Genomic DNA, 21,778 nt, shown 5'->3' on the forward strand with positions numbered 1-21,778 from the left:
TTTAATCATAGACCGTCTTTTTGCGGCTAACGTCCTGCTTTTAACAATAGCCAGATAAACACCGGTGCGCCCAACGTAGCGGTGACTACACCAATTGGCAGCTCGGCGGAAATCAGTGCCAGACGAGCGACAATATCGGCGAGTAGCAATGCCGTAGCGCCTGCCAGAGCACAGCCAGGAAGTAAAACACGGTGATCGGTTAACCCACACAGCCGCAGAATATGCGGGATCACCAGACCAATAAATCCAATAGCACCAGCAAGCGCCACACTGACGCCGACCATCCAGCCGGTCGCTGCTACCAGCACATTGCGCCAGAACCAAAGAGGCAACCCCAGCTGTCGCGCCGAGACCTCGCCAAGAGCTAACATATTCATCGGTCTGGACTGACAGCAAATCCACAACAATACCGGGATCAACGCCACCATCAGCCAGCTTTGCCGCCAGTCAACGCCGCCAAAGCCGCCCATCATCCAGTACATTAACTGACGTAAATCAACCGAGGTGGAAAAGTAAATGGCCCACGTCATTAATGCGCTACAGATAATCCCTAATGCAACTCCCGCCAGCAATAATCGGCTGGTCGAAAGATGACGGCGGGCAAAACGCAACAGAATTAAAGTGATAATGAGTGCACCAGCAATGGCACAAAGCCCCAGCGCCCACTCAGGTAATTGCCCGTGCCCCAGCAATACAGCGGCGATAAGCCCTACACCTGCACCATTAGAGACGCCGAGTAACCCTGGTTCTGCAAGCGGGTTTTCAAATAGCGCCTGCATTACTGCGCCGGATAACGCCAGCGCAGCACCAACCAGCAATACAGCCAGCGTGCGTGGAAGACGTATTTGCCAGACAAAAAGCTCGCCTCGTGGAGTAAACCAGTCAGTTGGCGAGATCCATTGTTCACCAGCACAAAGGCTTAAAAGAAGCGCCAGCAGCATTAATATTGACAGGCTAAATAACCAGCGTACATTTTGTCGCTGTTGTTGGCGGGCAAGTGTCAGCATGGTATCCGTTCTGCTGAAGAGTCATTTCGTTGATTTTACGGTGACTCGCCAGTAGTGAAAAGAAAAAAGGCCGCAGAGCGGCCTTTTTAGTTAGATCAGATTACTCGTCTTTGGGCGAAGCGTTTTCGACACGGCTTTTTAACTTCTGTCCGGGTCTGAAGGTCACCACGCGCCGTGCTGTAATGGGAATATCTTCGCCCGTTTTCGGGTTACGTCCCGGGCGTTGATTCTTATCACGCAGATCGAAGTTACCAAAACCAGAGAGTTTCACCTGTTCGCCGTTCTCCAGAGCGCGACGGATCTCTTCGAAAAACAGTTCAACCAGTTCTTTGGCATCCCGCTTGCTAAGCCCAAGCTTATCAAACAGATATTCTGACATTTCAGCTTTTGTAAGCGCCATAGGTTCAATCCCTCAATGATGCCTGGAATCGCTCTTTTAATGCCTCTACACATTTGGCGACGGTAGCGGCAATCTCCTCTTCTTCAAGTGTACGGCTGGTATCTTGTAGGATCAGGCTAATGGCGAGGCTCTTATACCCCTCCGCAACACCCTTACCACGGTACACGTCAAATAAGTTTACGCCAACTACCTGATTTACGCCAACTTTCTTACATTCGGATAAAATATCCGCAGCAGGAACGTTTTCTGCGACCACAACGGCGATGTCACGACGGTTCGCCGGGAAGCGAGAAATCTCGCGCGCCTGAGGCACCACGCGGTCTGCGAGCTTGTTCCACTCCAGTTCGAACACCAGAGTGCGACCGTTAAGATCCAGTTTACGTTCCAGTTCAGGATGAACAACCCCAACAAAACCAATACGTTCACCTTTCAGATAAATCGCTGCGGATTGTCCCGGATGCAGTGCCGGATTCGCTTCTGCACGGAACTCAACGTCAGCCAGTTTACCGGTCAGGTCGAGTACGGATTCAAGATCGCCTTTCAAATCATAGAAATCAACGGTCTCTTTTGCCAGGTTCCAGTGCTCTTCGTAACGGTTACCGCAAATAACACCAGCTAACATCAGATCCTGACGAATGCCCAACGGTGCCTGAGTATCTGGTACGAAACGCAGACCGCTTTCAAAAATGCGCACGCGGTTTTGCTGACGGTTCTGGTTGTACACCACGGTTGCCAGCAGGCCAGTCCACAGAGAAAGACGCATTGCCGACATTTCAACGGAAATCGGGCTAGGCAGCAGCAAGGCTTCAACGCCTGGATGGATCAGCTGCTGAACTTTCGGATCAACGAAGCTATAGGTGATCACTTCCTGATAGCCTTTGTCGTTGAGCAGCGTTTTCACGCGCTTGAGTGACAAGTCAGCTTCACGGTGAGTGCCCATAATCAGGCTTGCCTGTACCGGTTCATCCGGGATGTTGTTGTAGCCGTAAACACGCGCCACTTCTTCGACCAGATCTTCTTCAATCTCCATGTCGAAACGCCAGCTCGGCGCAACTGCCTGCCACTCGTCCTTACCTTCGGTCACTTCACAGCCGAGACGGCGCAGAATGTCGGTCACCTGCTCATCTGCAATATGATGGCCAATCAGACGATCCAGTTTGCTGCGACGTAAAGTGATGGTCGCACGCTTCGGCAGCGTTGCTTCGTTAGTGATATCGATTACCGGACCAGCTTCACCGCCACAGATGTCAATCAGCAGACGGGTCGCACGTTCCATCGCTTTGTGCTGCAGTGCCGGATCAACACCACGCTCGTAACGATGAGACGCATCGGTATGCAGACCATGACGACGAGCACGACCGGTGATAGACAGCGGGCTGAAGAAAGCACATTCCAGCAGGACGTTTTGCGTTTCTTCATTTACGCCAGAGTGTTCGCCACCGAAGATGCCGCCCATCGCCAGCGCCTTGTTGTGATCGGCAATGACCAGGGTGTCAGCATTCAGCTTCGCTTCAGTGCCATCAAGCAGCACCAGCGTTTCGCCCTCTTTTGCCATCCGCACCACAATGCCGCCTTCAATGCGATCTTTATCGAAAGCGTGCATCGGTTGACCCAGTTCGAGCAGCACATAGTTGGTCACGTCAACTACCGCATCAATGGAACGAATACCGCAGCGACGCAGTTTTTCTTTCATCCACAGCGGGGTTGGCGCTTTAACGTTAATACCTTTTACAACGCGGCCAAGATAACGCGGGCAGGCTTCCGGCGCTTCTACTGCAATCGGCAGCGTGTCGTCGATGGTCGCACCAACCGGAACGATTTCCGGTTCAATCAGCTGTAGTTGATTCAGCACAGCTACGTCACGCGCAACACCAATGATGCCTAAGCAGTCGGCACGGTTTGGCGTAACGCTGATTTCGATGGTGTTATCATCAAGTTTCAGGTATTCGCGGATGTCGGTGCCAATTGGCGCATCCGCTGGCAGTTCGATAATGCCGTTGTGATCGTCAGAAATCCCCAGCTCAGAGAAGGAACACAGCATCCCTTCAGACGGTTCACCACGCAGTTTCGCCGCTTTAATTTTGAAATCGCCCGGCAGTACAGCACCAATGGTCGCTACCGCCACACGCAGGCCCTGGCGGCAGTTTGGCGCACCGCAGACGATATCAAGCAGACGATCGCCGCCGACATTAACTTTGGTCACACGCAGTTTGTCCGCATTCGGATGCTGGGCACACTCAACCACTTCACCAACAACCACGCCGTGGAAGCTACCGGCAACCGGTTCTACACCGTCAACTTCCAGACCCGCCATGGTGATTTGATTCGCCAGCGCGTCGCTATCAATCGCCGGGTTCACCCATTCGCGTAACCACAGTTCACTGAATTTCATAATCTATTCCTGCCTTATTTAAACTGTTTGAGGAAACGCAGATCGTTTTCGAAGAATGAACGCAGGTCGGTGACGCCATAACGCAACATGGTCAGACGCTCCATCCCCATCCCGAAGGCGAAACCAGAGTAAACTTCCGGGTCGATACCAACGTTACGCAGCACGTTCGGATGCACCATCCCACAACCCAGCACTTCCAGCCATTTGCCGTTTTTACCCATGACGTCAACTTCTGCAGACGGTTCGGTGAACGGGAAATAAGAAGGACGGAAACGAATCTGCAAATCTTCTTCAAAGAAGTTACGCAGGAAATCGTGCAACGTGCCTTTCAGGTTGGTAAAGCTGATGTTGGTATCAACAATCAGGCCTTCCATCTGATGGAACATCGGCGTGTGGGTCTGGTCGTAGTCGTTACGATAAACACGTCCAGGCGCGATGATACGAATCGGCGGCTGCTGAGCTTTCATGGTACGGATCTGTACGCCAGACGTCTGAGTACGCAGCAGGCGGGTTGCATCAAACCAGAAAGTGTCGTGGTCAGCGCGCGCCGGGTGGTGACCAGGAATATTCAGAGCATCGAAGTTATGATAATCGTCTTCGATTTCCGGTCCGGTCGCCACGGTAAAGCCAAGCTCACCGAAGAAACTTTCGATACGGTCAATGGTCCGAGTCACCGGATGCAGACCGCCGTTTTCAATACGGCGACCAGGCAGGGAGACATCAATAGTTTCCGCCGCCAGGCGCGCATTCAGCGCCGCGCTTTCCAGTTCGGCTTTACGCGCATTCAACGCCTGCTGCACCTGCTCTTTCGCTTCGTTGATAACCGCACCGGCTGCCGGGCGTTCTTCTGGCGGCAGTTCACGCAGGGTCGTCATCTGAAGGGTTAAGTGCCCTTTTTTACCCAAATATTCGACGCGCACATTGTCTAACGCGGCAACATCTGACGCCTGGCTAATGGCCGCCTTCGCACTGGCAACCAGTTCTGCGAGATGTGACATGGTTTTCCTCATTGTGTCAGTGGTGACACTGGTTCGTTGGACTTAGAGCCTATCCCATCAGGCTATTTTACTTGCCATTTTGTCCTGGGCAGTGCTCGAAAGCCTCACGTACTGAAAAGTACGCTCCGGTTTCTCCGCACTGTCCGTGTCCAGAATGGCGGCGATAATTACGCCTGATGAGACAAGCTTTTTATTCTTCAAAACGCGCATACAAAAAAAGCCTCCACTGGGAGGCTTTCAGGCGCTGTTTTCCGTTTCTCTTCTCACGCGCTAGCCTCCTGGTGTCAGGTGCTAAAGTAAAAAAAGAAGCGGAAAATAGCAGCATTCATTGCTTGCGTTACCTTTTGGTACTCTTCAAAAGACCTTTATTGAAAAGGTTGCGACGATAAAAGTCAATGTTCTGATGGTGTTGAAACGAAAAGAGGGAGACTAGCTCCCTCTTCCAACTGGCTTATGCCAGAGCTGCTTTCGCTTTTTCAACCAGAGCGGTGAACGCTACTTTGTCGAATACAGCGATATCAGCCAGGATCTTACGGTCGATTTCAACAGAGGCTTTTTTCAGGCCATTGATGAATTTGCTGTAAGAAATACCGTTCTGACGTGCTGCTGCGTTGATACGCGCAATCCACAGTTGACGGAACTGACGCTTACGTTGACGACGGTCACGGTAAGCATACTGACCAGCTTTGATAACAGCCTGGAAGGCAACGCGGTATACGCGAGAACGCGCACCGTAGTAACCTTTAGCTTGTTTCAAAATTTTCTTGTGACGTGCGCGTGCAATAACACCACGTTTTACGCGAGCCATATGTGCTCTCCTGTATCTATATTCTAATTAAAAAGTTAAAAACGTTAACGGCTTATGCGTACGGCAGGCACGCGATTACCAGACCCAGATCGCCTTTGGAAACCATGGCTTTCGGACGCAGGTGACGTTTACGTTTGGTCGCTTTTTTGGTCAGAATGTGACGCAGGTTAGCGTGCTTGTGCTTAAAACCACCTTTACCGGTTTTTTTGAAGCGCTTAGCAGCACCGCGTACGGTCTTAATTTTTGGCATTTTAATAACTTCCACTTCGCATTGTTGATAAACAGAAACAAAGGCGAATCACCCTGTGAGCCGAAGCCCACAGGAATGATTACTTGATGGCCTTACTGTTTCTTCTTAGGAGCGAGCACCATGATCATCTGGCGGCCTTCGATCTTCGTTGGGAAGGATTCGACCACTGCCAGTTCTTGCAAATCGTCTTTCACGCGATTAAGCACTTCCATACCGATTTGCTGGTGCGCCATCTCACGACCACGGAAACGCAGTGTGATTTTGGCTTTGTCACCCTCTTCCAGAAAGCGAATCAGGCTGCGGAGTTTTACCTGATAGTCGCCTTCATCTGTACCAGGACGGAATTTGATTTCCTTAACCTGGATAACTTTTTGCTTTTTCTTCTGTTCCTTAGAAGACTTGCTCTTTTCATAGAGGAATTTGCCGTAATCCATGATACGACAAACCGGCGGCTCGGCGTTAGGGCTGATCTCGACTAAGTCTACTCCGGCTTCTTCTGCTTTCTCCAGAGCTTCTCTCAGACTCACAATACCAAGCTGCTCGCCTTCCAGACCTGTTAAGCGAACTTCCTGGGCGCGAATTTCGCCATTGATACGGTTAGGGCGCGCCGTTTGAACTCGTTTTCCGCCTTTAATACCTTATTCCTCCAATTGTTTAAGACTGCGGCTGCGAATCTCTTGTTGCAGCTTCTCGATCACTTCATTTACGTCCATGCTTCCCAGGTCTTTACCACGGCGGGTGCGAACGGCAACTTTGCCAGATTCCACCTCTTTATCACCACAGACCAGCATATATGGGACGCGACGCAAAGTGTGCTCGCGGATTTTAAAGCCAATCTTCTCATTTCTCAAGTCTGCTTTAACACGAATGCCCGCATTTGATAGTTTTTGCGTCAATTCGTTAACGTATTCAGACTGAGAATCGGTAATATTCATGATAACAACCTGCACTGGCGCAAGCCAGGTCGGGAAGAAACCAGCGAACTCTTCGGTCAGGATACCAATGAAACGTTCCATTGACCCCAGAATTGCGCGGTGAATCATTACCGGAACCTTACGCTCGTTGTCTTCGCCTACATAGGAGGCGCTCAGACGAGACGGCAAGGAGAAGTCCAGCTGTACTGTACCGCACTGCCATGCACGATCGAGGCAGTCATACAGGGTAAATTCAATTTTCGGACCGTAGAAAGCGCCTTCACCCAGTTGATATTCAAACGGGATGTTGTTTTCTTCCAGCGCAACCGCCAGATCCGCCTCAGCACGATCCCACATTTCGTCGCTGCCAATACGTTTTTCAGGACGAGTGGAAAGTTTGACCACGATTTTTTCGAAGCCAAAAGTGCTGTACATATCATAGACTAAACGGATACATCCGTTAACTTCATCGCGAATTTGTTCTTCAGTACAGAAGATATGCGCGTCATCCTGGGTAAAACCACGTACACGCATCAGGCCATGCAGAGAACCTGACGGCTCGTTACGATGGCAGCTACCGAACTCGGCCATACGCAGCGGCAGATCGCGATACGACTTCAGCCCCTGGTTGAAAATTTGTACGTGACCCGGGCAGTTCATCGGCTTAATGCAGTATTCACGGTTCTCTGAAGACGTGGTGAACATCGCATCTTTGTAGTTGTCCCAGTGACCGGTTTTTTCCCACAGGACGCGGTCCATCATGAACGGACCTTTTACTTCCTGATACTGGTACTCTTTCAGTTTAGAACGAACGAATACTTCCAGTTCGCGGAAGATTGTCCAGCCGTCGTTGTGCCAGAATACCATACCCGGTGCTTCTTCCTGCATATGATACAGGTCAAGCTGCTTACCGATTTTACGGTGATCGCGTTTAGCGGCTTCTTCCAGGCGCTGCAGGTAAGCGTTGAGGGCTTTTTTATCTGCCCACGCAGTACCGTAAATACGCTGCAACATTTTGTTGTTGCTGTCGCCGCGCCAGTAAGCGCCTGCCGTTTTCATCAGTTTGAAATGATGGCAGAAACGCATATTCGGTACGTGCGGACCACGGCACATATCGACATATTCTTCATGGAAATAGAGGCCTGGCTGGTCATCATGGGCAATATTTTCGTCCAGGATGGAGACTTTATAGCTCTCGCCGCGTTTAACAAACGTTTCACGCGCTTCGTGCCAGCTGACTTTCTTCTTAATGACGTCGTAGTTTTTCTCAGCAAGCTCATGCATCCGCTTCTCGAGTGCTTCGACATCTTCCTGGGTTAACGTGCGGTCAAGATCAACGTCGTAATAGAAACCGTTGTCAATAACCGGGCCGATTGCCATTTTGGTATGCGGCCAAAGTTGTTTAATCGCGTGCCCTAACAGGTGCGCGCAGGAGTGACGAATGATCTCCAGACCTTCTTCGTCTTTTGCGGTAATGATCGACAGTTGTGCGTCGTTTTCAATCAGATCGCAAGCATCAACCAGCTCACCATTTACGCGCCCTGCGATACAGGCTTTCGCCAGACCTGGACCAATGTCCAGCGCAACATCCATGGGACTGACAGCGTGGTCGTAATGGCGTTGGCTGCCATCAGGAAGAGTAATAACAGGCATGTTATATCCTTATTTGCAGTGGTGACCCATACGCAAGATCACATACAAAGATTCATATGAAATTTACCAAAAAGGTTTGGGCTGATTCCCGCTTCACTCTGCGAAATATGTCACAACATGCTGATTAGCGATGCCAGACCTACACCCACTTTCTGATAATACCGTCTGGCAGTTTACACGGTATTTGTTATCGGGCAAAGCGGCAATCATCATGATCGAAATGATATAAATCAATACAGGCAACGCCTGCCCATTTTGTTACACTCGGATATTGACCACTCGAAATACGCAGGAAAACACATGCCGACAAAACGTTTTGACAAAAAACACTGGAAGATGGTGGTGGTGCTACTGGCTATTTGTGGCGCTATGCTGTTACTGCGTTGGGCGGCAATGATTTGGGGTTGAATGGTAGAACGCTATTAGCTAACGAAAAAGCCAGACCGCTCGTCGCGGCCCGGCAGTAATTACATTTTATATCCCAGCGATAACGTTGTTCGGCGATCGGTATGTTCTGGAGCCGATTCAGGCGGTTCAGAGTTCCATGTAACGTTGTACGCCACCTTCAGACCGAAATGTTCATTAATAGCCACATTTAACGCGCTTTCCGAGTTCAGTGTCGTATCTTCTGCGCCAAAGACGGAAACACCCTGGGTAATTTTCGCGTTGTCGGTCAACTGCCACGCGTAAGCCCCGGAAGCATAACCCAGCGGCTGGGTTTTACTGGCATTGTCGGTATATTTGTCGTAACGCACGCCAGGACCGAATTCAAAGCGGAAGCTGTGTACCGGGCCATTCAAAAACTGGCGACCATAACCCGCAGTCAACACATCGCGTTCGCGATAACCGTTATAGCGGTCTGTCAGCCAGCTTGCCTGACCAAATAAATAGTCATAGTCAGTTAAATTAAAACGGCTACGCCCGCCCGCCGCATATTTTTCCGAAGAACGCTCATCGTTAGAAGAAGTATTACTGGCATTCCCCCACAGCGACCAGGCAGTAGAATGCCCATACCAGGTCATAGTGGTATCAGCCGTTAGTGAAGAACTTTTCGTGTTACCTGATTGTGCAAGGTAGCCTGCATTCAGATTACCTTCAAAAGGTTTTTTGGCGCTGGCAGGATCGTCCATGACAGTAAAAACGGAATCATCGGCAGCTGCATTCAGAGACGCAAACATACCCCCCGCCAGCATAACGATGGCAGGAACTGTCTTCAAAAGCTTCATTTATTAAAAGTCCGTACAACAAAAAAAGAGACCATCGCGGTCCCGGAAACTTTCTTAAGGATCAAAGAGTAGCGTCCCTGGAAAGGTGACAAATTATAAAAAGGAGTGAAAAACTTAGCAACGACTTCTTATTTCATTTTTTGAATAAGCACATTATGAAAACAAATATTTATTTATATATCTTCATCTTATTAATTTCATATAAATATCCAATAAATCATATTGTTAATTTCTTCACTTTCCACTGATTCAGTGCCAGACTGAAATCAGCCTATAGGAGGAAATGATGGTACGTATCTATACGTTGACACTTGCGCCCTCTCTCGATAGCGCAACAATTACCCCGCAAATTTATCCCGAAGGAAAACTGCGTTGTACCGCACCGGTGTTCGAGCCTGGTGGCGGCGGTATTAACGTCGCCCGCGCCATTGCCCACCTTGGTGGGAGCGCCACGGCAATCTTCCCGGCTGGCGGAGCGACTGGCGAACATCTGGTTTCACTGCTGTCTGATGAAAATGTCCCGGTTGCGACTGTCGAAGCAAAAGACTGGACCCGCCAGAATCTGCACGTACATGTGGAGTCTACAGGTGAACAGTACCGATTTGTCATGCCTGGCGCGACATTAAGTGACGATGAATTTCGTCAACTTGAAGAGCAAGTTCTGGAAATTGAATCTGGAGCCATTCTGGTCATAAGCGGAAGCCTGCCCCCAGGTGTGAAGCTGGAAAAATTAACTCAGCTTATTTCAGCTGCGCAAAGACAAGGGATTCGCTGCATCGTCGACAGTTCTGGCGAGGCTTTAAGTGCAGCCCTGGCCATTGGCAACATTGAACTGGTTAAACCTAACCAGAAAGAGCTAAGCGCACTGGTTAACCGCGAACTCACCCAGCCTGATGATGTACGCAAAGCCGCGCAGGAAATCGTTAATAGCGGCAAGGCCAAACGGGTTGTCGTTTCCCTTGGCCCGCAGGGCGCGCTGGGGGTGGACAGCGAAAACTGCATTCAGGTTGTGCCACCACCGGTGAAAAGCCAGAGTACCGTCGGTGCAGGTGACAGCATGGTCGGCGCGATGACGCTGAAGCTGGCAGAAAATGCCTCTCTTGCAGAGATGGTTCGTTTTGGGGTCGCTGCGGGCAGCGCCGCCACGCTCAATCAAGGAACTCGTCTGTGCTCCCATGACGATACGCAAAAAATTTACGCTTACCTTTCCCACTTATAGAGATATTCCCCCAATCATTGGAGGAATCACCATAAACCTGTCGACAACGCGTTTCTCCGACTATGCTAAAAAATCACGTGATAACAAAGAGGTGAATTATGGCTGGTGGCGATCTTGTCCGTTATGTCATTACTGTCATGTTGCATGAAGACACATTAACTGAAATTAATGAGTTAAATAACTTTCTGACACGCGACGGTTTTTTACTGACCATGACGGATGATGACGGAAATATCCATGAGCTGGGAACGAACACCTTTGGGCTTATCAGTACTCAAAGTGAAGATGAAATAAGAGAGCTGGTTGCCGCACTCACCCAAAGCGCCACAGGCAAAGACCCAGAGATCATAATCACCACCTGGGAGGACTGGCATAGCAACAGAAAATAAATGGTTTTTGGGCAATAATCAGTCTGTGGTGTGCGTTAGCTCGTGTTTTTGCACCGCATTCCTGCGCTAACCTTATGATCTGGCAGACAACATGGGAGAGACATCATGTGGCAGGCAATCAGTCGTCTTTTGAGCGAGCAGTTAGGTGAAGGCGAAATCGAACTGCGTAATGAACTGCCTGGCGGAGAAGTCCATGCCGCATGGCATTTACGCTACGCAGGACGTGACTTTTTCGTCAAATGTGATGAAAGGGAACTGCTTTCCGGTTTTACCGCCGAAGCCGACCAGCTGGAATTACTGTCGCGCAGTAAAACCGTCAGCGTGCCTAAAGTCTGGGCTGTTGGCGCTGACCGCGACTACAGTTTTTTGGTGATGGACTATCTCCCGCCCCGCCCGTTGGATGCACATAACGCATTTATTTTAGGACAGCAAATTGCGCACCTGCATCAATGGAGTGACCAGCCGCAATTTGGCCTCGATTTCGATAACGCACTTTCCACTACTCCACAACCCAATACCTGGCAACGTCGCTGGTCAACGTTCTTTGCTGAACAACGTATTGGCTGGCAACTGGAACTGGCAGCAGAAAAAGGGATCGCCTTCGGCAATATCGACTCCATCGTCGAGCATATTAAGCAACGCCTGAGCTCTCATCAGCCACAGCCATCACTGTTACACGGCGATTTATGGTCTGGAAACTGCGCTCTGGGCCCGGAGGGGTCGTATATATTCGACCCTGCTTGTTACTGGGGCGACAGAGAGTGCGATCTGGCGATGTTGCCACTGCATACCGAACAGCCGCCACAAATCTATGACGGCTATCAGTCCGTTTCACCGCTACCGGCAGATTTCCTCGAACGTCAACCAATTTACCAACTCTACACGTTGCTTAACCGTGCAAGGTTGTTTGGCGGGCAGCATTTGGTTATTGCCCAGCAGTCACTGGATAGATTGTTAGCAGCGTGATGTGGATTGATGATAATGGCCGCCCCATGCGGCCTTTTGCTTAAATAAATCCAAGCAAAGAAAAGAACACATACCCCGCAGCAATACAAATTACCGGCAGGATATAGAGTGAGAAAATCTGTAAGAAAATAGTATGGTGTGGCACAACAATGCGTGACTCAATCTGTTCACGCGTTAACCCCTCTTCCCCTTTAGCCTTCTCCAGAATGAGTTGATCCTCAACACCTTCGCGCAAAAAGCGCGCCTGGCGGCTCATACGGGCACCAGAGTCTTGCAGCGCAAGCCCCACAAATATCAGGATGAAAATCACCCAAAACATAACGTTCACGCCACCATTAAAATTGGGCGTCGGTGAGTTGTACCAGAACAGATTCAGAAAAGGCGTATTCGCCTGCATCATATCGATCATGACATGCGCAAAGTCGAGCATTACAGCATTGATACCTTCCTGGGATTCTTGCCGGACATTCATAAACTTCAGCAAGGAAATTAACGTGGAAACAAGTGTCGGTATAAAAATCACCCAACCCAAAATCCTTTTCAAAACAGCAATGCGTCCAGCTTGTTGATACGTCATGAGTTCTCCTTGATTAAGACGCGTCGTTTCAATTAGTTTACCTGTAGATATCTGTTTTCGCCCATTCTTTAAAGGCGATATGATAGGCACTTAATCATAAGCACTGCTTAATACCTTACACATAATGCTCTAAAGGAGAGGTTGTAATGTCAACCCCGCGTCAGATTCTTGCTGCAATTTTCGATATGGATGGATTACTTATCGACTCAGAACCTTTATGGGATCGAGCCGAACTGGATGTGATGGCAAGCCTGGGGGTAGATATCTCCCGTCGTAACGAGCTACCGGACACCTTAGGTTTACGCATCGATATGGTGGTCGATCTGTGGTATGCCCGGCAACCGTGGAATGGGCCGAGTCGTCAGGAGGTAGTTGAACGGGTTATTGCCCGTGCCATTTCACTGGTTGAAGAGACACGACCATTACTGCCTGGTGTGCGTGAGGCCGTTGCGCTATGCAAAGAACAAGGATTATTGGTAGGTCTGGCCTCCGCGTCACCGTTACATATGCTGGAGAAAGTACTGACCATGTTTGACTTACGTGATAGTTTCGATGCCCTCACCTCCGCCGAAAAGCTGCCTTACAGCAAGCCGCATCCACAAGTGTATCTCGACTGTGCAGCAAAACTGGGCGTTGATCCTCTCGCCTGCGTGGCGCTGGAAGACTCTGTAAACGGCATGATCGCCTCTAAAGCGGCACGTATGCGTTCTATCGTCGTCCCCGCGCCCGAAGCGCAAAATGATCCCCGTTTTGTGTTGGCGAACGTAAAACTTTCCTCTCTCACCGAATTGACCGCGACCGACCTCCTCGGCTAATAAAATCGGGCAGTGCCATAACTGCCCCTGGCTTTTTATCTGAATTCTTATTCAACTGGCGGATTTATCATCATTTTGTGATAAAGAGTTACACCGTCACCACTTCCGCGCACTGTATAAAAATCCTATACTGTACGTATCGACAGTTTAGTGAGTTTTATCATGACGGCGGAAGGTCACCTTCTCTTTTCTATTGCTTGTGCGGTATTTGCCAAAAATGCCGAGCTGACGCCCGTGCTGGCACAGGGTGACTGGTGGCATATTGTCCCTTCCGCGATCTTAACGTGTCTGTTACCGGACATCGACCACCCAAAATCGTTTCTTGGGCAGCGATTAAGGTGGATATCAAAACCCATTGCCCGCGCATTTGGACACCGTGGATTTACCCACAGTTTGCTGGCTGTATTTGCCCTGCTGGCAACCTTTTATCTCAAGGTGCCGGAAAGCTGGTTTATTCCGGCTGATGCACTGCAAGGTATGGTGCTGGGTTATTTGAGTCATATTCTTGCCGATATGCTGACACCGGCTGGTGTTCCCCTGCTCTGGCCGTGTCGCTGGCGCTTTCGCCTGCCAATTCTGGTGCCACAAAAGGGCAATCAGCTGGAACGTTTTCTCTGCATGGCATTATTTGTCTGGTCGGTGTGGATGCCCCATTCCCTGCCTGAAAACAGCGCGGTTCGTTGGTCATCGCAAATGATCAATACCTTGCAGATCCAGTTTCATCGCCTTATTAAGCACCAGGTTGAATACTAAAAAGGCAAAAATCACCTTTCTGGAATAAGCAATTCCATTTGAATATAAGAGCCAGCTCACAGTTCTGTTAATCTTGCGCCAACACTATGACTGTTACACAGTGATAGAAATAATAAGATCAGGAGAACGGGGATGAACTTTCCATTAATTGCGAACATCGTAGTGTTCGTTGTTCTACTGTTTGTGCTGGCTCAGGCCCGCCACAAACAGTGGAGTCTGGCAAAAAAAGTGCTGGTGGGTCTGGTGATGGGCGTGGTCTTTGGCCTTGCTCTGCATACCATTTATGGTTCTGACAGCCAGGTACTTAAAGATTCTGTACAGTGGTTTAACATTGTCGGTAACGGCTATGTCCAGCTACTGCAAATGATCGTTATGCCGTTAGTATTCGCCTCTATTCTGAGCGCGGTTGCTCGCCTGCATAACGCATCTCAGTTAGGAAAAATCAGTTTTCTGACCATCGGTACGCTGCTGTTTACCACGCTGATTGCGGCGCTGGTTGGTGTGCTGGTGACTAACCTGTTTGGTCTGACTGCTGAAGGTCTGGTTCAGGGTGGCGCTGAGACTGCTCGCCTGAACGCTATTGAAAGCAACTATGTCGGTAAAGTCGCAGATTTAAGTGTTCCGCAACTCATTCTGTCTTTTATCCCGAAAAATCCGTTTGCCGATCTGACCGGTGCGAATCCGACATCAATTATCAGCGTGGTAATTTTTGCGGCATTCCTGGGTGTAGCTGCGCTGAAACTGCTGAAAGATGATGCGCCGAAAGGTGAACGCGTCTTAACAGCTATCGACACACTGCAAAGCTGGGTGATGAAACTGGTTCGCCTGGTCATGCAACTCACCCCTTACGGCGTGCTTGCGCTGATGACCAAAGTGGTTGCCGGTTCCAACCTGCAAGACATCATTAAGCTGGGTAGCTTCGTTGTCGCGTCCTACCTGGGTCTTATCATTATGTTTGCGGTGCATGGCATTCTGCTGGGTATTAATGGCGTCAGCCCGCTGAAATACTTCCGCAAAGTGTGGCCGGTGCTGACATTTGCTTTCACCAGCCGTTCCAGTGCTGCGTCTATTCCACTGAACGTTGAAGCACAAACGCGTCGTCTGGGTGTTCCTGAATCTATCGCCAGTTTTGCCGCCTCTTTCGGGGCGACCATTGGTCAAAACGGCTGTGCCGGGTTGTATCCGGCAATGCTGGCCGTAATGGTAGCGCCAACGGTGGGTATTAACCCGCTGGATCCGATGTGGATTGCAACTTTGGTCGGTATTGTTACCGTCAGTTCTGCCGGTGTTGCAGGTGTTGGTGGTGGTGCGACATTCGCCGCGTTGATTGTTCTGCCAGCAATGGGCTTGCCGGTAACGCTGGTGGCTTTGTTAATCTCCGTTGAACCGCTTATCGATATGGGTCGAACTGCATTGAACGTGAGCGGCTCAATGACCGCAGGTACGCTGACCAGCCAGTGGCTTAAGCAAACCGATAAGTCCATTCTGGACAGCGAAGACGACGCCGAACTGGCACACCGTTAATCCTGGTTTATAACGCAAAACGCCTGTCCTTCGACAGGCGTTTATTTATTCTTCGATCTCATTTTCCTGGCGCACCTGATTAGCCCAACGCTGAGCCGACTCCGGCACATTAAACACAGGTGAGCGCAAGAATGATTCCCCAACCAGCACAAACGCAACATATTTGCCACGCAGCATCCAGACATCGCGAAACGAATCCATCTTAATCGCATGTTCTGGCGGCGCAGGTTCCGTGCGAGGAACATAGCTAATAATCGGGCGGTTTTGCTGACGTAGCGGTTTCTTCATTACTGGCTTCACTAAACGCATATTAAAAATCAGAAAAATTGTAGTTTAGCTGATTTACCCCCCGTCCGTCCTGCTTTGCGTATATTCCCGAATACCTTCTCTGGCACCGCTTCCAGAGCGAGATCACCCTGATGGTCTATAGTTAGAGGGTTTTTTGACCAAAACAGCGGCCCTTTCAGTAATGAATTAAGGAGACGAGTTCAATGTCGCAACATAACGAAAAGAACCCACATCAGCACCAGTCACCACTACACGACTCCAGCGAAGCGAAACCGGGAATGGACTCACTGGCACCTGAAGACGGATCTCATCGTCCAGCGGCTGAACCGACCCCGCCAGGCGCACAACCTACCGCCCCTGGGAGTCTGAAAGCTCCTGATACGCGTAACGAAAAACTAAACTCTCTGGAAGACGTACGCAAAGGCAGTGAAAATTATGCGCTGACCACTAATCAGGGCGTGCGCATCGCCGACGATCAAAACTCACTGCGAGCCGGTAGCCGTGGTCCAACGCTGCTGGAAGATTTTATTCTGCGCGAGAAAATCACCCACTTCGACCATGAACGTATCCCGGAACGTATCGTTCACGCGCGTGGGTCAGCCGCTCACGGTTATTTCCAGCCATATAAAAACTTAAGCGATATCACCAAAGCCGACTTCCTGTCAGATCCGAACAAAATTACCCCGGTGTTCGTGCGTTTCTCTACCGTTCAGGGTGGCGCAGGTTCGGCAGATACGGTGCGTGATATCCGTGGTTTCGCCACCAAGTTCTATACCGAAGAAGGCATTTTTGATCTTGTGGGTAACAACACGCCTGTCTTCTTTATTCAGGATGCACACAAATTTCCGGACTTTGTTCATGCGGTAAAACCAGAACCGCACTGGGCAATTCCGCAAGGGCAAAGCGCCCACGACACCTTCTGGGATTATGTTTCCCTGCAACCAGAAACGCTCCACAACGTGATGTGGGCGATGTCAGATCGCGGAATACCACGCAGTTACCGCACCATGGAAGGCTTCGGCATTCACACCTTCCGCCTGATTAACGCCGAAGGTAAAGCAACCTTTGTGCGTTTCCACTGGAAACCACTGGCAGGTAAAGCCTCGCTGGTTTGGGATGAAGCGCAGAAACTTACCGGACGTGATCCAGACTTCCACCGCCGCGAACTGTGGGAAGCCATTGAAGCAGGCGACTTCCCGGAGTATGAACTGGGCTTCCAGTTGATCCCCGAAGAAGATGAATTCAAATTCGACTTCGACCTGCTTGACCCAACGAAACTCATCCCGGAAGAGTTAGTCCCCGTTCAGCGCGTCGGCAAAATGGTGCTTAACCGTAACCCGGATAACTTCTTTGCCGAAAACGAACAGGCAGCTTTCCATCCTGGTCATATTGTCCCCGGTCTGGATTTCACCAACGATCCGCTGTTGCAGGGGCGTTTGTTCTCCTATACCGATACACAAATCAGCCGTCTTGGCGGGCCGAATTTTCATGAAATTCCGATTAATCGCCCTACCTGCCCGTACCACAATTTCCAGCGTGACGGTATGCATCGGATGGGAATCGACACTAACCCGGCGAATTACGAACCGAACTCGATCAACGATAACTGGCCGCGCGAAACGCCGCCGGGGCCAAAACGCGGTGGATTTGAATCATACCAGGAGCGCGTGGAAGGCAATAAAGTGCGGGAGCGCAGCCCATCATTTGGCGAATACTATTCGCATCCGCGCCTGTTCTGGTTAAGTCAGACACCGTTCGAGCAACGCCATATTGTCGATGGTTTCAGCTTTGAGTTAAGCAAAGTTGTACGACCTTATATTCGTGAACGCGTCGTTGACCAGTTGGCGCATATTGATCTGACTCTGGCGCAGGCGGTAGCAAAAAATCTCGGTATCGAACTGACTGACGATCAGCTGAATATTACGCCGCCACCTGACGTAAACGGGCTGATAAAAGATCCTGCGTTGAGTCTGTATGCCATTCCTGATGGTGATGTGAAAGGTCGTGTGGTAGCGATTTTGCTTAATGATGAAGTGAGATCGGCAGACCTTCTGTCAATCCTCAAGGCGCTGAAAGCTAAAGGCGTTCATGCCAAACTGCTTTATTCGCGGATGGGGGAAGTGACTGCCGATGACGGTACGGTGCTGCCAATAGCCGCTACCTTTGCCGGGGCACCATCGCTGACGGTCGATGCGGTGATTGTCCCTTGCGGCAATATCGCCGATATTGCCGACAACGGCGATGCAAACTATTACCTGATGGAAGCCTACAAACACCTTAAACCGATTGCGCTGGCAGGAGACGCTCGCAAGTTTAAGGCGACAATCAAGGTTGATGACCAGGGTGAAGAAGGGATCGTGGAAGCCGACAGCGCCGACGGTAGTTTTATGGATGAACTATTAACGCTAATGGCAGCGCACCGCGTATGGTCACGTATTCCTAAGATTGATAAAATTCCGGCGTAAATATGAATAAAGTCACTCCCCCAGGGGAGTGACTTTACAAACTATCTTACACATCAAGATAACTACCCAACCGATAACCTCGCTCGGCAATGGCATACTTCAACGATGCTAATGTCAACACTTCCAGCTCCGTTAACCGTGGAAAGCAATAAGCACTCTGGCGAATTGTATTATCGACAAACGCCGGATGGCACATCACTTCCAACGAACGTTCACCGCGATGGCTGGAATCATCCAGCACTTGCAGAAACAGTGACTCGCTAATCTCTTCACCATAGAACGCGCTACTGAAGCCCTGCGAACTGCGCAATTTAGCGGGTAAATCACCATCGCTAAATAACGGCTGACGGTCGATGCGCAACGCAATCCCCTCTTCAGCCGCAAACTTTGCCACAATCGGGAAAATCTGCGGGAACATATGCACATGATGATGGCTATCAAGATGTGTAGGTTTGCGCCCAAATAGCTCAATGAAACGCAGATACTGACAGGCAAGTTCCTGAGCAATTTCCTTTAGCGGTAAAGCATCTTCTTCCGCCAGTTGCCAGATCCACTTCCCCAGCACGCCTTCGCGGGTTAAACCCGGCATTGCAGTCAGCGGCTTGCCCATGGTGAGAACAAAATGCATCCCAACTGCCAGGCTCGGTTCATCACGACTCAACTGCACCGCATGGTTGATAGCTTCACCATTCACCAGCGCCGTCGTTGACGTGACAATACCGTTTCGACAGGCCTCGATAATGCCGTAGTTCTGACCTTTGCTTAAGCCAAAATCATCGGCATTAACAATCAGTAAGCGTTCCATAATCAGCCCCGGTTAATGTGCTTTTTTGAGTTCTGCTATGCAGTCGGCAAAATTTGGCAGCCATTTCTCATGCGCCAGAATCATCTCACGCGCCAGCAACTCAGCATCGCGATCGGAATGCACCAACGGGCTAAGGTTTAGCGCCAGTAACACATCGTTAAATTCCCCGCTAAGTGCTGCGTTGCTGGCCGCAATCTCGAAGCCTTTGATGGTGTGAATCAGCCCCATCACTTTGTCATCGAAATGCGTAATGCGCGGATGTGGCGTCGCGCCATCGCGCCCCAGCGTGCAGGTCATTTCTACCGCCCAGTCTGCCGGAATATTATCAATATGCCCATGATGCGGGATATTAACGTAATGTTCCGTTTGCTTGTCGTTGTAGATAGCGTTAATGACTTCGCACGCTGCATCAGAGTAATAAGCTCCACCGCGCTGTTCCAGTTCTTTCGGCTTAACTTTCAACTCCGGGTTTTTATAGAGCTCAAAAAGTTGTTTCTCGACTTTCTGTACTACCTGCGCTCGTGCGCCGCCTTTATAGTATTCGCCCATTTCAATAGCCAGCATCTCTTTTTGCTTGAAGTAATAAAGCAAATACGAACACGGCAACAGATTCAGAGAACGAATTAAGCCTTCGCTAAATGGCAGATCGAAAATATTTTTAACGCCAGATGCTTTTAACTGCCCGGATGCCACACCATCAAGCAATTCGGCAAAGCGTGATTTGCCATTTACCAGCACATCCTTAATGAACACCATATGGTTGAGGCCGAACAGATCGATAGATAAATCATCGCTGTCTTTCAGCATCAGAACATCGCGAATAAACATCTTCATGCCGATCGGAATATTACACACGCCGATAAAGCGTTTAAATCCGGTATGACGATAAACGGCTTCAGTGACCATTCCCGCCGGGTTAGTGAAGTTGATCACCCACGCATTCGGACAAAGTTCTTCGACATCTTTTACGATGTCAAAAATCACAGGAATGGTGCGCAGACCTTTAAACAGGCCACCCGCACCATTAGTTTCCTGGCCAAGATAACCATGACTTAACGGAATACGTTCATCCAGTTCGCGTGCTGGTAATTGACCTACGCGCAGTTGGGTAGTGACAAAATCAGCCCCTTTCAGCGCCTCACGACGATCAAGCGTTTTATAAAGTTTAATCGGTACACCAGCGTTATCGATCATTCGCTGGCAGAGATCAAAGATAATATCCAGTTTTGCCTTACCACCTTCGACATCCACCAGCCATAATTCAGTCACTGGCAATTCGTGATAACGCTTAATAAACCCTTCCAGCAGTTCCGGGGTATAACTACTCCCGCCACCAATAGTGACGACTTTTAATTTCTGGCTCATAATTTCTCCCTTCATCAGGAAATACTGATATTCTTCATACCTGCCTCTACGTCAGGAATATCCCGGTCTCCCCAGGATAAATAAGGCACGCATGTAAATTTAATGATCAGTGACAATAGCTACTGATTAAATTCAGTCAATTTCTTACGATAACTATTTGGTGTAAAAGATGTTAGTTTCTTAAACGTTTTAATAAACAGGCTTGGGCTACTATAACCGGCTTCAAATGCAATATCAGTCACAGAATAGTTGGTCATTTCCAGTTGTTTTTTGGCAAAGTTAATGCGGATTTCATTAATAATCTGCATCGGCGTTTTGCCATAATATCGCTGAGTCGCACGCGTCAAATACTCCTGCGATTTAGCCGATAACATCACCATATTTTCCAGCGCATTTTCACTGAACTGCGCTTTATCATGCATCTTTTCAACCGTACTTTTTAACCACTGTGGCACATCATCAATCACCTGTTCTTCGCGGTAATGACGTAAACGGTTAATGACATAAAAAGTGACTATCTCAACAAATTCTTCCAGACCGGTTTCGCTGAAATTCAATGAAGAAATCACAGTTTCCACATAGGTAAGAAAAGTATTATTAGTTCGGTAAACCTGTGAAGCAACAAAGCAATAAGGCAACAACGGCAAATAATGCTGTTCAAAAAAACGTTTACTGATCCCAACGTTCAATATGCGCGTGGCACCAAACTCATAAAAACTTTGATGGTGTGATCCTAACGGAATAAAAACAAAATCGCCCCGTTCCAGCAACACGCGCTTACCGTTAATCTCCTGGAAATAACGACCAGTTAAAACCAGGGTAAATTCATAATAGTCATGCTGATGCAATCCAGTAATACTTTCCGTTTTATTGTAGATAAACACATGGAAATTTTTGCCATTAAACAACTGCTGTTCACGGGCAGTGGCAATTTCCGGCGCATTAATCACTGGCTGCATCATCG

Annotated in this window: 23 protein-coding genes and 1 other annotated feature; of the genes, 8 read left to right on the forward strand and 15 right to left on the reverse strand. The window is 49.4% G+C overall.

Going from position 1 to position 21,778, the window contains the following annotated elements; genetic code table 11:
* Positions 1 to 26 precede the first annotated feature (26 nt).
* The 9 genes from btuC to thrS form a co-directional block, all read right to left on the reverse strand.
* Positions 27 to 1,007: a vitamin B12 ABC transporter permease BtuC gene (gene btuC, locus LG381_RS16355; protein ID WP_225762651.1), complete on the reverse strand. Its 981-nt coding sequence runs from the start codon at positions 1,005 to 1,007 to the stop codon at positions 27 to 29.
* Between the two features lie 100 nt (positions 1,008 to 1,107).
* The gene (gene ihfA / locus LG381_RS16360) at positions 1,108 to 1,407 is read right to left on the reverse strand and encodes an integration host factor subunit alpha (protein WP_001229265.1); all 300 of its coding nucleotides are present in this window, start codon (positions 1,405 to 1,407) and stop codon (positions 1,108 to 1,110) included.
* Positions 1,408 to 1,411: 4 nt separating this feature from the next.
* Positions 1,412 to 3,799, reverse strand: coding sequence for a phenylalanine--tRNA ligase subunit beta (gene pheT / locus LG381_RS16365; RefSeq protein WP_225762652.1), 2,388 nt, complete (start codon positions 3,797 to 3,799; stop codon positions 1,412 to 1,414).
* Between the two features lie 14 nt (positions 3,800 to 3,813).
* A complete protein-coding gene (pheS, locus tag LG381_RS16370; RefSeq protein WP_000018588.1) occupies positions 3,814 to 4,797 on the reverse strand; it encodes a phenylalanine--tRNA ligase subunit alpha in 984 nt (327 codons plus the stop codon).
* Positions 4,798 to 5,007: 210 nt separating this feature from the next.
* Positions 5,008 to 5,132, reverse strand: a sequence feature (Phe leader region).
* Entirely contained in the window at positions 5,082 to 5,126 is a 45-nt protein-coding gene (gene pheM / locus LG381_RS16375; RefSeq protein WP_001386830.1) for a pheST operon leader peptide PheM, read from the reverse strand. (Overlaps the previous feature by 45 nt.)
* A 116-nt stretch (positions 5,133 to 5,248) precedes the next feature.
* The gene (gene rplT, locus LG381_RS16380) at positions 5,249 to 5,605 is read right to left on the reverse strand and encodes a 50S ribosomal protein L20 (RefSeq protein WP_000124850.1); all 357 of its coding nucleotides are present in this window, start codon (positions 5,603 to 5,605) and stop codon (positions 5,249 to 5,251) included.
* A gap of 52 nt (positions 5,606 to 5,657) precedes the next feature.
* Positions 5,658 to 5,855 carry a 50S ribosomal protein L35 gene (rpmI, locus tag LG381_RS16385; RefSeq protein WP_001124225.1) on the reverse strand — a complete coding sequence of 66 codons (198 nt, stop codon included), beginning with the start codon at positions 5,853 to 5,855 and terminating at the stop codon, positions 5,658 to 5,660.
* 92 nt (positions 5,856 to 5,947) lie between these two features.
* Positions 5,948 to 6,490, reverse strand: a complete 543-nt coding sequence (gene infC, locus LG381_RS16390) for a translation initiation factor IF-3 (RefSeq protein WP_001700733.1) — start codon at positions 6,488 to 6,490, stop codon at positions 5,948 to 5,950.
* A 3-nt stretch (positions 6,491 to 6,493) separates the two neighbouring features.
* The gene (thrS, locus tag LG381_RS16395; protein WP_001144207.1) at positions 6,494 to 8,422 is read right to left on the reverse strand and encodes a threonine--tRNA ligase; all 1,929 of its coding nucleotides are present in this window, start codon (positions 8,420 to 8,422) and stop codon (positions 6,494 to 6,496) included.
* Positions 8,423 to 8,722: 300 nt separating this feature from the next.
* On the opposite strand from thrS, the gene yniD reads away from it, so the two are divergent.
* Positions 8,723 to 8,830, forward strand: coding sequence for a small membrane protein YniD (gene yniD / locus LG381_RS16400; RefSeq protein ID WP_001142445.1), 108 nt, complete (start codon positions 8,723 to 8,725; stop codon positions 8,828 to 8,830).
* Between the two features lie 59 nt (positions 8,831 to 8,889).
* Here the strand turns inward: yniD and LG381_RS16405 are convergent, their stop codons facing one another.
* A complete protein-coding gene (locus LG381_RS16405) occupies positions 8,890 to 9,648 on the reverse strand; it encodes a YdiY family protein (RefSeq protein WP_000771389.1) in 759 nt (252 codons plus the stop codon).
* A gap of 286 nt (positions 9,649 to 9,934) precedes the next feature.
* Between LG381_RS16405 and pfkB the strand changes: the two genes are divergently transcribed.
* From pfkB to LG381_RS16420, 3 genes are all read left to right on the forward strand, one after another.
* Complete coding sequence (gene pfkB / locus LG381_RS16410; RefSeq protein WP_000251748.1) at positions 9,935 to 10,867, forward strand: 6-phosphofructokinase II; 933 nt, start codon at positions 9,935 to 9,937, stop codon at positions 10,865 to 10,867.
* Positions 10,868 to 10,965: 98 nt separating this feature from the next.
* On the forward strand, positions 10,966 to 11,256 hold the full coding sequence (gene ghoS / locus LG381_RS16415) for a type V toxin-antitoxin system endoribonuclease antitoxin GhoS (RefSeq protein WP_000896962.1): 291 nt from the start codon (positions 10,966 to 10,968) through the stop codon (positions 11,254 to 11,256).
* A 105-nt stretch (positions 11,257 to 11,361) separates the two neighbouring features.
* A complete protein-coding gene (locus LG381_RS16420) occupies positions 11,362 to 12,222 on the forward strand; it encodes a fructosamine kinase family protein (protein ID WP_225762653.1) in 861 nt (286 codons plus the stop codon).
* A gap of 40 nt (positions 12,223 to 12,262) precedes the next feature.
* Here LG381_RS16420 and LG381_RS16425 read toward each other — a convergent pair whose 3' ends face one another.
* Complete coding sequence (locus LG381_RS16425) at positions 12,263 to 12,799, reverse strand: YniB family protein (RefSeq protein WP_000222184.1); 537 nt, start codon at positions 12,797 to 12,799, stop codon at positions 12,263 to 12,265.
* A 146-nt stretch (positions 12,800 to 12,945) separates the two neighbouring features.
* Here LG381_RS16425 and hxpB point away from each other — a divergent pair, with 146 nt between their 5' ends.
* From hxpB to tcyP, 3 genes are all read left to right on the forward strand, one after another.
* Positions 12,946 to 13,614, forward strand: coding sequence for a hexitol phosphatase HxpB (gene hxpB / locus LG381_RS16430; RefSeq protein ID WP_225762654.1), 669 nt, complete (start codon positions 12,946 to 12,948; stop codon positions 13,612 to 13,614).
* Between the two features lie 162 nt (positions 13,615 to 13,776).
* Positions 13,777 to 14,367, forward strand: a complete 591-nt coding sequence (locus LG381_RS16435; protein ID WP_010345892.1) for a metal-dependent hydrolase — start codon at positions 13,777 to 13,779, stop codon at positions 14,365 to 14,367.
* Between the two features lie 132 nt (positions 14,368 to 14,499).
* A complete protein-coding gene (gene tcyP, locus LG381_RS16440; protein WP_001010734.1) occupies positions 14,500 to 15,891 on the forward strand; it encodes a cystine/sulfocysteine:cation symporter in 1,392 nt (463 codons plus the stop codon).
* 45 nt (positions 15,892 to 15,936) lie between these two features.
* On the opposite strand, the gene cedA is transcribed toward tcyP, so the two are convergent.
* The gene (cedA, locus tag LG381_RS16445) at positions 15,937 to 16,200 is read right to left on the reverse strand and encodes a cell division activator CedA (RefSeq protein WP_225762655.1); all 264 of its coding nucleotides are present in this window, start codon (positions 16,198 to 16,200) and stop codon (positions 15,937 to 15,939) included.
* A 182-nt stretch (positions 16,201 to 16,382) separates the two neighbouring features.
* On the opposite strand from cedA, the gene katE reads away from it, so the two are divergent.
* A complete protein-coding gene (katE, locus tag LG381_RS16450; protein WP_085460660.1) occupies positions 16,383 to 18,644 on the forward strand; it encodes a catalase HPII in 2,262 nt (753 codons plus the stop codon).
* Between the two features lie 46 nt (positions 18,645 to 18,690).
* Here the strand turns inward: katE and chbG are convergent, their stop codons facing one another.
* The 3 genes from chbG to chbR all read right to left on the reverse strand — a co-directional run bounded on the left by chbG (position 18,691) and on the right by chbR (position 21,776).
* Positions 18,691 to 19,449: a chitin disaccharide deacetylase gene (chbG, locus tag LG381_RS16455; RefSeq protein ID WP_225762656.1), complete on the reverse strand. Its 759-nt coding sequence runs from the start codon at positions 19,447 to 19,449 to the stop codon at positions 18,691 to 18,693.
* Between the two features lie 12 nt (positions 19,450 to 19,461).
* Positions 19,462 to 20,814, reverse strand: a complete 1,353-nt coding sequence (gene celF / locus LG381_RS16460; protein ID WP_225762657.1) for a 6-phospho-beta-glucosidase — start codon at positions 20,812 to 20,814, stop codon at positions 19,462 to 19,464.
* Between the two features lie 119 nt (positions 20,815 to 20,933).
* Entirely contained in the window at positions 20,934 to 21,776 is an 843-nt protein-coding gene (gene chbR / locus LG381_RS16465) for a transcriptional regulator ChbR (RefSeq protein WP_000983663.1), read from the reverse strand.
* Positions 21,777 to 21,778 lie beyond the last annotated feature (2 nt).

This window comes from Escherichia sp. Marseille-Q3837 (assembly GCF_916618735.1).
In the GTDB taxonomy this organism is placed as follows: Bacteria; Pseudomonadota; Gammaproteobacteria; order Enterobacterales; family Enterobacteriaceae; genus Escherichia; species Escherichia ruysiae.